This window comes from Pantoea hericii, from assembly GCF_014155795.1.
GTDB lineage: Bacteria > Pseudomonadota > Gammaproteobacteria > Enterobacterales > Enterobacteriaceae > Pantoea > Pantoea eucalypti.
In genome coordinates this window covers 434,628-441,664 of record NZ_SCKV01000005.1, presented here as the reverse complement: position 1 = coordinate 441,664, position 7,037 = coordinate 434,628, and the positions used below count along the sequence as shown (strand labels likewise).

At 51.8% G+C, this 7,037-nt stretch carries 6 protein-coding genes, 1 tRNA gene and 2 rRNA genes; 3 read left to right on the top strand and 6 right to left on the bottom strand.

Translation table 11 applies throughout. The annotated features are described in order from the left end of the window. The first annotated feature begins 211 nt into the window (after positions 1–211). The 3 genes from rrf (H7K52_RS13950) to rrf (H7K52_RS13940) all read left to right on the top strand — a co-directional run bounded on the left by rrf (H7K52_RS13950) (position 212) and on the right by rrf (H7K52_RS13940) (position 567). Positions 212–327, top strand: a 5S ribosomal RNA gene (rrf, locus tag H7K52_RS13950). A 14-nt stretch (positions 328–341) separates the two neighbouring features. Next, positions 342–417: transfer RNA gene (locus H7K52_RS13945), tRNA-Thr, on the top strand. A gap of 34 nt (positions 418–451) precedes the next feature. Beyond that, positions 452–567: ribosomal RNA gene (gene rrf, locus H7K52_RS13940) — 5S ribosomal RNA — on the top strand. A 230-nt stretch (positions 568–797) separates the two neighbouring features. On the opposite strand, the gene H7K52_RS13935 is transcribed toward rrf (H7K52_RS13940), so the two are convergent. The 6 genes from H7K52_RS13935 to dusB form a co-directional block, all read right to left on the bottom strand. Then, positions 798–1,559 carry an amino acid ABC transporter ATP-binding protein gene (locus H7K52_RS13935; protein WP_003855214.1) on the bottom strand — a complete coding sequence of 254 codons (762 nt, stop codon included), beginning with the start codon at positions 1,557–1,559 and terminating at the stop codon, positions 798–800. A gap of 8 nt (positions 1,560–1,567) precedes the next feature. Further along, complete coding sequence (locus H7K52_RS13930; protein WP_182630146.1) at positions 1,568–2,668, bottom strand: amino acid ABC transporter permease; 1,101 nt, start codon at positions 2,666–2,668, stop codon at positions 1,568–1,570. Positions 2,669–2,683: 15 nt separating this feature from the next. Next, entirely contained in the window at positions 2,684–3,862 is a 1,179-nt protein-coding gene (locus tag H7K52_RS13925; protein ID WP_008925815.1) for an amino acid ABC transporter permease, read from the bottom strand. Positions 3,863–3,929: 67 nt separating this feature from the next. After that, positions 3,930–4,955, bottom strand: coding sequence for an amino acid ABC transporter substrate-binding protein (locus H7K52_RS13920; protein WP_003855224.1), 1,026 nt, complete (start codon positions 4,953–4,955; stop codon positions 3,930–3,932). A 545-nt stretch (positions 4,956–5,500) separates the two neighbouring features. Beyond that, on the bottom strand, positions 5,501–5,797 hold the full coding sequence (gene fis, locus H7K52_RS13915) for a DNA-binding transcriptional regulator Fis (protein ID WP_003855228.1): 297 nt from the start codon (positions 5,795–5,797) through the stop codon (positions 5,501–5,503). A 23-nt stretch (positions 5,798–5,820) separates the two neighbouring features. Beyond that, the gene (dusB, locus tag H7K52_RS13910; RefSeq protein ID WP_008925814.1) at positions 5,821–6,786 is read right to left on the bottom strand and encodes a tRNA dihydrouridine synthase DusB; all 966 of its coding nucleotides are present in this window, start codon (positions 6,784–6,786) and stop codon (positions 5,821–5,823) included. Positions 6,787–7,037: the final 251 nt, after the last annotated feature.

Below are 7,037 nucleotides of genomic sequence, written 5' to 3'. Positions count from 1 at the left end.
AGGCTTAACCTTACAACGCCAGAGGCGTTTTTGAGAGACACGATTTTCAGCCTGTACCGGATAATAATTTGCGGAAACGAAAGATTTTGCGGCGTGACGAGGCGCAGAGCGAAGACATCAGCGGGAGCATACTGAAGTATGTGACCGGTGTGGCTGAGCGATGGCAACGCGGTCATGACGTAAAAGATTCGTTTCGTGCACAAAGAATTTGCCTGGCGGCTTTAGCGCGGTGGTCCCACCTGACCCCATGCCGAACTCAGAAGTGAAACGCCGTAGCGCCGATGGTAGTGTGGGGTCTCCCCATGCGAGAGTAGGGAACTGCCAGGCATCAAATTTAGTGTGCTGATATGGCTCAGTTGGTAGAGCGCACCCTTGGTAAGGGTGAGGTCCCCAGTTCGACTCTGGGTATCAGCACCAGTTAAGACACGAGTTCGGTAAATAAAAGAATTTGCCTGGCGGCTGTAGCGCGGTGGTCCCACCTGACCCCATGCCGAACTCAGAAGTGAAACGCCGTAGCGCCGATGGTAGTGTGGGGTCTCCCCATGCGAGAGTAGGGAACTGCCAGGCATCAAATAAGAGAGAGCCCTTCGCGTATGCGAAGGGCTTTTTTCGTTGTGGCAATCCACTTTCGTTGTGGAAGTCCGCAATAAAACGCCCTCATAGCAGCCCATCACTCTTCACGTTTATCATCGGTGCATCAGTGCATCAGTACCTCAGCAGAATGAGCGCATTCAGACAGTTTTCAGGCTATAAAAAACCCGGCACCAGGCCGGGTTGTAAGATCACTGAGCCAGTAATCAGTGAATAACCTGCGATAAAAACGCCCGTGTGCGCTCCGATTTAGGGTTCGCAAAGAACTCCTGCGGTGGCGCAACTTCGACGATCTCACCCCGATCCATAAAGATCACCCGGTCAGCCACGGTTCGGGCAAAGCCCATCTCATGGGTGACGCACAGCATGGTCATCCCGTCTTCAGCCAGACCAATCATCGTATCCAGCACCTCTTTAACCATCTCAGGATCCAGTGCTGACGTTGGCTCATCAAACAGCATAATTTTAGGCTTCATACAGAGTGAGCGGGCGATGGCGACACGTTGCTGCTGTCCACCAGAGAGCTGGCCTGGAAATTTATGGGCATGCTCGGCAATGCGCACGCGTTCCAGATAATGCATGGCCAGTTCATCTGCTTCCTTCTTAGGGATCTTTCTCACCCACGAAGGTGCCAGCGTACAGTTCTGCAATACGGTCAGATGCGGGAAGAGGTTAAAGTGCTGAAATACCATGCCCACTTCGGTGCGCACGCGCTCAATGTTACGCACATCATCGTTCAGGTGGATACCGTCAACAACAATGCGACCCTGCTGATGCTCTTCCAGATGATTAATACAGCGGATCGTCGTCGATTTGCCGGAGCCGGAAGGCCCGCACAGCACGATGCGTTCACGGGGTTTGACCTGCAGGTTGATGTCTTTCAGTACGTGAAACTGCCCGTACCATTTATTCACGTTCTCAAGCGAAATCATCAACGCGTCGGAAGTGTGTGTCATAGAGTCAGTCATGTAAAACCTCAGTGCGATGTACGCCCGGTGTGAAAGCGCTTTTCCAGATACTGGCTGTAGCGCGACATGCTAAAACAGAAAATCCAATAGACCAGTGCAGCAAAGACATAACCTTCAGTCGACATCCCCAGCCAGGTCGGATCGACCGTTGCCTGCTGGACGCTGCTGAACAGATCGAAAAGACCAATGATGATGACCAGGCTGGTATCTTTAAACAGTGCAATAATGGTGTTAACCAGACCGGGAATGGTGAGTTTCAGCGCCTGCGGCAGAATCACCAGCATCTGCGTCTTCCAGTACCCCAGCGCCAGAGACTCGGCTGCTTCATACTGGCCTTTAGGCAGTGCCTGAAGACCACCGCGAACCACCTCGGCCACATAGGCGGACTGGAACAGAATGACGCCCACCAGTGCGCGCACCAGCTTGTCGATGTTAGTACCTTCAGACATAAACAGCGGCAGCATCACTGATGACATAAACAGCACCGTAATCAGCGGCACGCCACGCCAGAACTCAATAAAGATAATCGACAGCGTGCGGACCACCGGCATACGTGAACGACGGCCAAGCGCCAGCAAAATACCCAGCGGCAGCGCACCGGCAATACCGACCGACGCGATAATCAACGTCAGCGTTAATCCTCCCCACTGACGTGTTTCGACACGCTCCAGCCCCAGATACCCGCCATACAGCAGGAACCAGACAATCACCGGATAGATCATGGCCCATGCCGCAATGTAGCGTCCACGATACGGCAGGCTCTTCAGGAACATCGGCACAATCGACACCAGGCCGATCACCAGCGCCAGATTAATACGCCAGCGCAACTCATGCGGATAAAGCCCATACATGAACTGGCCGAAACGCGCATGGATAAACACCCAGCAGGCTCCCTCTTTGGTGCAATCGGCGCGCGTGGTACCAATCCAGTTTGCCTGAAAGACCAGCCAGTTCAGCGCGGGCGGAATAACGTGCCAGATTACCCAGATGCAGAACAGCGTCAGTAACGTGTTAAACCAGCTGGAAAATAGATTTTTACGAGCCCAAAGCCAGGCGCGACTGACAGGCGTCGTCGGGACGGGGGGCGTTTCATGCGTAGTCACAGACATAGTTATCCCGTTCTCTTAACGCTCAACCAGCGCAATTTTGCGGTTATAGAAGTTCATAAGCATCGATATCAGCAGACTGATAATCAGGTAAACGCCCATCGTGATAGCGATCGTCTCAATGGCCTGACCAGTCTGATTGAGCACCGATCCGGCAAACAGCGATACCATATCGGGATAACCGATAGCGGCGGCGAGTGAGGAGTTCTTTACGATGTTCAGATACTGGCTGGTCAGCGGCGGAATAATGACGCGCATGGCCTGAGGGATGATGACCTGGCGCAGCGTTACCGGATTCGGCAGACCCAGCGACCGGGCGGCTTCATGCTGCCCATGCGGCACAGACTGAATTCCTGAGCGGATCACTTCAGCGATAAACGACGAGGTATAGATCGACAGTGCCAGCGTCAGTGCCGCCAGCTCCGGTATCATCACCGAGCCGCCGCGGAAATTGAATCCACGCAGTTGCGGCACATCCCAGTGCATCGCTGCGCCAAACCCAAGATGCGCAAGCAAAGGAAAGAGAATCAGCATTCCAACGGCTGCGGGCCAGGTGCGACGTAACTCACCGGTTTTTAACTGGTGCTGGCGGTTAAAGCGGTACAGAGCATAGCTCACCGCTACCGCCAGAAGCAGTGCGATAACAAACGGCCAGCTGCCAGGTGCATAGGTCGGCCACGGCACATAAAGTCCGCGATTACTGACATACGCCAGATCAAACGCATTCAGCGCCTGGCGTGGGCCTGGCAGATTGCGTAAAACCGCGAAGTACCAGAAGAAAATCTGAAGCAAAGGCGGGATATTACGGAAAGTTTCAATATAGATATTTGAGAGCTTCCGCAGCAGCCAGTTGTCAGACAGGCGGGCAAGACCGACCGCGAATCCGAGAATCGACGCGAAAACAATACAGAGCGCAGAGACCAGCAGCGTGTTGGTTAATCCAACCAGAAACACGCGCGCGTAGGTATCTCCCTCCGTGTACTCAATAAGATGCTGAACGATGCCGAAACCGGCAGTGCGTTCAAGAAATCCAAACCCCGATGTAATGCCGCGATTGTCCAGGTTAATAATGGTGTTATGCACCAGATAACCCACCACACCAAGCACCGCGACGACGGCGATGAGCTGATAAATCCAGGCGCGAACCGTGGGATTACCAAATGAAAAATCCCTTTTCACGGTTGGGCGTTGTGACATGTTGAAACCTCAATACGAGAGCTGGGGCAGGGCACCGCAGAATACGGTGCCCGATTGGTGAGGTCTGTTAACGTACCGGTGGTGCGTACTGGATACCGCCCTGATTCCACAACGCATTCTGGCCACGTGCGATCTTCAGTGCGCTATCTTTACCGACGTTACGATCGAAGCTTTCCTGGTAGTTACCTACCTGCTTAACGATGTTGTAGGCCCACTTATTATCCAGCTTCAGATCTTTACCAAAATCACCTTCGGCGCCCAGGAAGTGTGCCATGTCTGGTGTCGTTGGTTTGGCTGTCATCTGGTCGACGTTTTTCGAGTTAATACCCATCTCTTCCGCATTCAGCATGGCATAGAGCGACCATTTGACGATGGTGAACCAGTCATCATCACCACGACGTACCAATGGCCCCAGCGGCTCTTTGGAGATCACTTCTGGCAGAACAATAAAGTCGTCAGGCTTGCCGAGCTTAATGCGTAAGGCGTAAAGCTGAGACTGGTCAGATGCCAGCGTATCGCAGCGTCCACTATCCAGTGCTTTCGCAGATTCATCAGAGCGGTCAAAGGTCACTGGCGTATATTGCATTTTGTTGGCTTTAAAATAGTCCGCCACGTTCAGCTCGGTATCGGTACCTGACTGAATACAGACCGTCGCGCCATCCAGCTCTTTCGCACTTTTCAGGCCGGCTTTCTTGTGAGTCAGGAAGCCGATACCGTCATAATAGTTCACGCCCGCAAACAGAAAGCCCATGCCGCCATCGCGCGATGAAGTCCAGGTGGTATTGCGTGAGAGCACATCCACTTCGCCTGACTGCAGCGCGGTGAAGCGCTCTTTCGCAGTCAGCGGGGTATATTTCACTTTGGTCGCATCGCCAAACACAGCGGCAGCCGTCGCACGACACACATCTACATCGATACCGGTAAACTTGCCACCCGCATCTGCGTAGGAGAAGCCCGGCAGGCCGTCACTGATACCACATTGAACAAAACCTTTTTTCTTTATCGCATCCAGAGTGGTGCCTGCGTGTGCTTGCTGAGCAAGGCCAACCAGTGAGGCGGCGGCGATCAGCGTAGAGAGCATCATCTTTTTCATAAAGCATCCTGTGTGGCGGGATCATGTTGTTATGTTTGCGCACTTTAATGTGCGTTTTTTCCTGTCTATGGCGGTCAGCCATCCACGACTCTGCAAAGCTGATGCCAGTTTTGCAGAATCCTGAATTCATATGAAAGAACGGTTAATATTCGGAAGTACTTAGAAAGTTTCGCTAATATGGCGCACCAAAAGGAAGCAATGCGAGTCGACTCGATCACAATTAGTGCAAATAGTTTCACTATATGGGAGCAGTGTGAGCAATCGCTCATGCATATATGTACGAAGGGATGGTATTGCTTTTTTAATGCGTAGAAAGTCACATCCCCAGCACTGGCAGGGGTTTGGGCTGGGTGATTTTCAGAAGAGAGATTAAGTCAAATCAGCACAAGCAAAAGCGAGAAGGTGAAATATCACGCCAGCAATTGCAACTATAGTTACCATATTACCCGCAAATGTTTCACTGGTCTGGCGATGAATTTGTGTGAACAGGCACAAATAAAAACGCCAGCCCGAAGGCTGGCGTGATTAACAGACAGAACTAAAAATCAGTTCATGCCGTATTTTTTCAATTTCTTACGCAGCGTACCGCGGTTGATACCCATCATCAGGGCAGCACGGGTCTGGTTGCCACGGGTATACTGCATCACCATGTCCAACAGAGGCTGCTCGACTTCAGCCAAAACCAGCTCATACAGGTCGCTCACATCCTGACCATTCAGTTGAGCAAAATAGTTCTTCAGTGCCTGTTTAACCGAATCACGCAAAGGTTTTTGAGTTACCTGATCCTGTGAGTTAACGGTAGAAACGGTCAGTACGTCAGAATTTACGCGTTGTTCGAACATAGTTCTTTCAGCTCTTTATTTCGTTACGCAAGATTTTCGAAGTATGCCTCCAACGCCTCCAGCTGTTCGCTGGCATCCTCAATGGCGTTGAATGTGCGCCGAAACTGGTCATTCGGGGCGTGCTCCTGCAGGTACCAGGAGACGTGCTTTCGCGCTATACGGTATCCCTTGCCTGAACCGTAAAAGTCGTGCAGCTCACGTATATGCGAAACAAGCAAGCGCTTGACCTCTGCCATTGGCAGCGGGGCAAGCAACTCCCCAGTGTCCAGATAATGCTGGATTTCCCGGAAGATCCACGGTCTTCCCTGAGCAGCGCGTCCTATCATCAGAGCATCGGCCCCTGTATAGTCGAGCACCGCTCTGGCTTTATGCGGGTCAGTTATGTCTCCATTCGCGATAATCGGAATGGAGACACTCTGCTTAACTGTCCGAATGCTGTCATATTCAGCTTCTCCGTTGAACAGGCAGGCACGAGTGCGACCATGTATCGTCAGAGCCTGTATACCGCAGCGTTCAGCCAATTGGGCAATCGCGACACAGTTCCTGTTTTCAGGATCCCAGCCAGTACGAATTTTCAGCGTAACCGGCACATTCACTGCATTAACCACTGCGGAGAGGATAGACTCCACCACGGTGGGATATTGCAGCAAGGCTGAACCCGCCATTTTGCGGTTAACCTTCTTGGCAGGGCATCCCATATTAATGTCGATGACCTGTGCACCAGCCTCAACATTAATGCGTGCAGCTTGCGCCATTTCACTGGGATCGCAACCGGCAATTTGCACGGCGCGAATGCCTGGCTCATCACTGTGAACCATGCGTAATCGGGATTTGTCGCTAGCCCACACTTCCGGGTTAGAAGACAACATCTCAGAAACTGCCATACCTGCACCCATTTCGTGACACAGCGCCCTGAACGGCCTGTCGGTAATACCGGCCATCGGTGCTGCAATCAGTCGATTTCTCAGCTGGAGGTTTCCAATACGCATGAAGTCAGAATGGCCATACTGTGTCTGCAAGGCGGCGTATATTACGCATTTTTGCAGGAAGATGAAAGGCCAAACTTTGAACAATCAGCAAGAAAGATCAATGAAATCCGGATGATGATCGGGGATTATGATTATTCACCTTAAATATCAGTCAGTTAATTTTTTATGCTGAAATTGTGAACAAAAGTTTTTCCAGAAAAGTACGTCAATTCACCAGATAAAAAACGTCACATAACGTGATTAACGATACA

Bases quoted from the DNA above. Each gene is read 5' to 3' on its own strand.
- H7K52_RS13935 (WP_003855214.1), bottom strand. From the start codon at position 1,559: ATGACTGACTCTATGACACACACTTCCGACGCGTTGATGATTTCGCTT.
- H7K52_RS13930 (WP_182630146.1), bottom strand. From the start codon at position 2,668: ATGTCTGTGACTACGCATGAAACGCCCCCCGTCCCGACGACGCCTGTC.
- H7K52_RS13925 (WP_008925815.1), bottom strand. From the start codon at position 3,862: ATGTCACAACGCCCAACCGTGAAAAGGGATTTTTCATTTGGTAATCCC.
- H7K52_RS13920 (WP_003855224.1), bottom strand. From the start codon at position 4,955: ATGAAAAAGATGATGCTCTCTACGCTGATCGCCGCCGCCTCACTGGTT.
- fis (WP_003855228.1), bottom strand. From the start codon at position 5,797: ATGTTCGAACAACGCGTAAATTCTGACGTACTGACCGTTTCTACCGTT.
- dusB (WP_008925814.1), bottom strand. From the start codon at position 6,786: ATGCGTATTGGAAACCTCCAGCTGAGAAATCGACTGATTGCAGCACCG.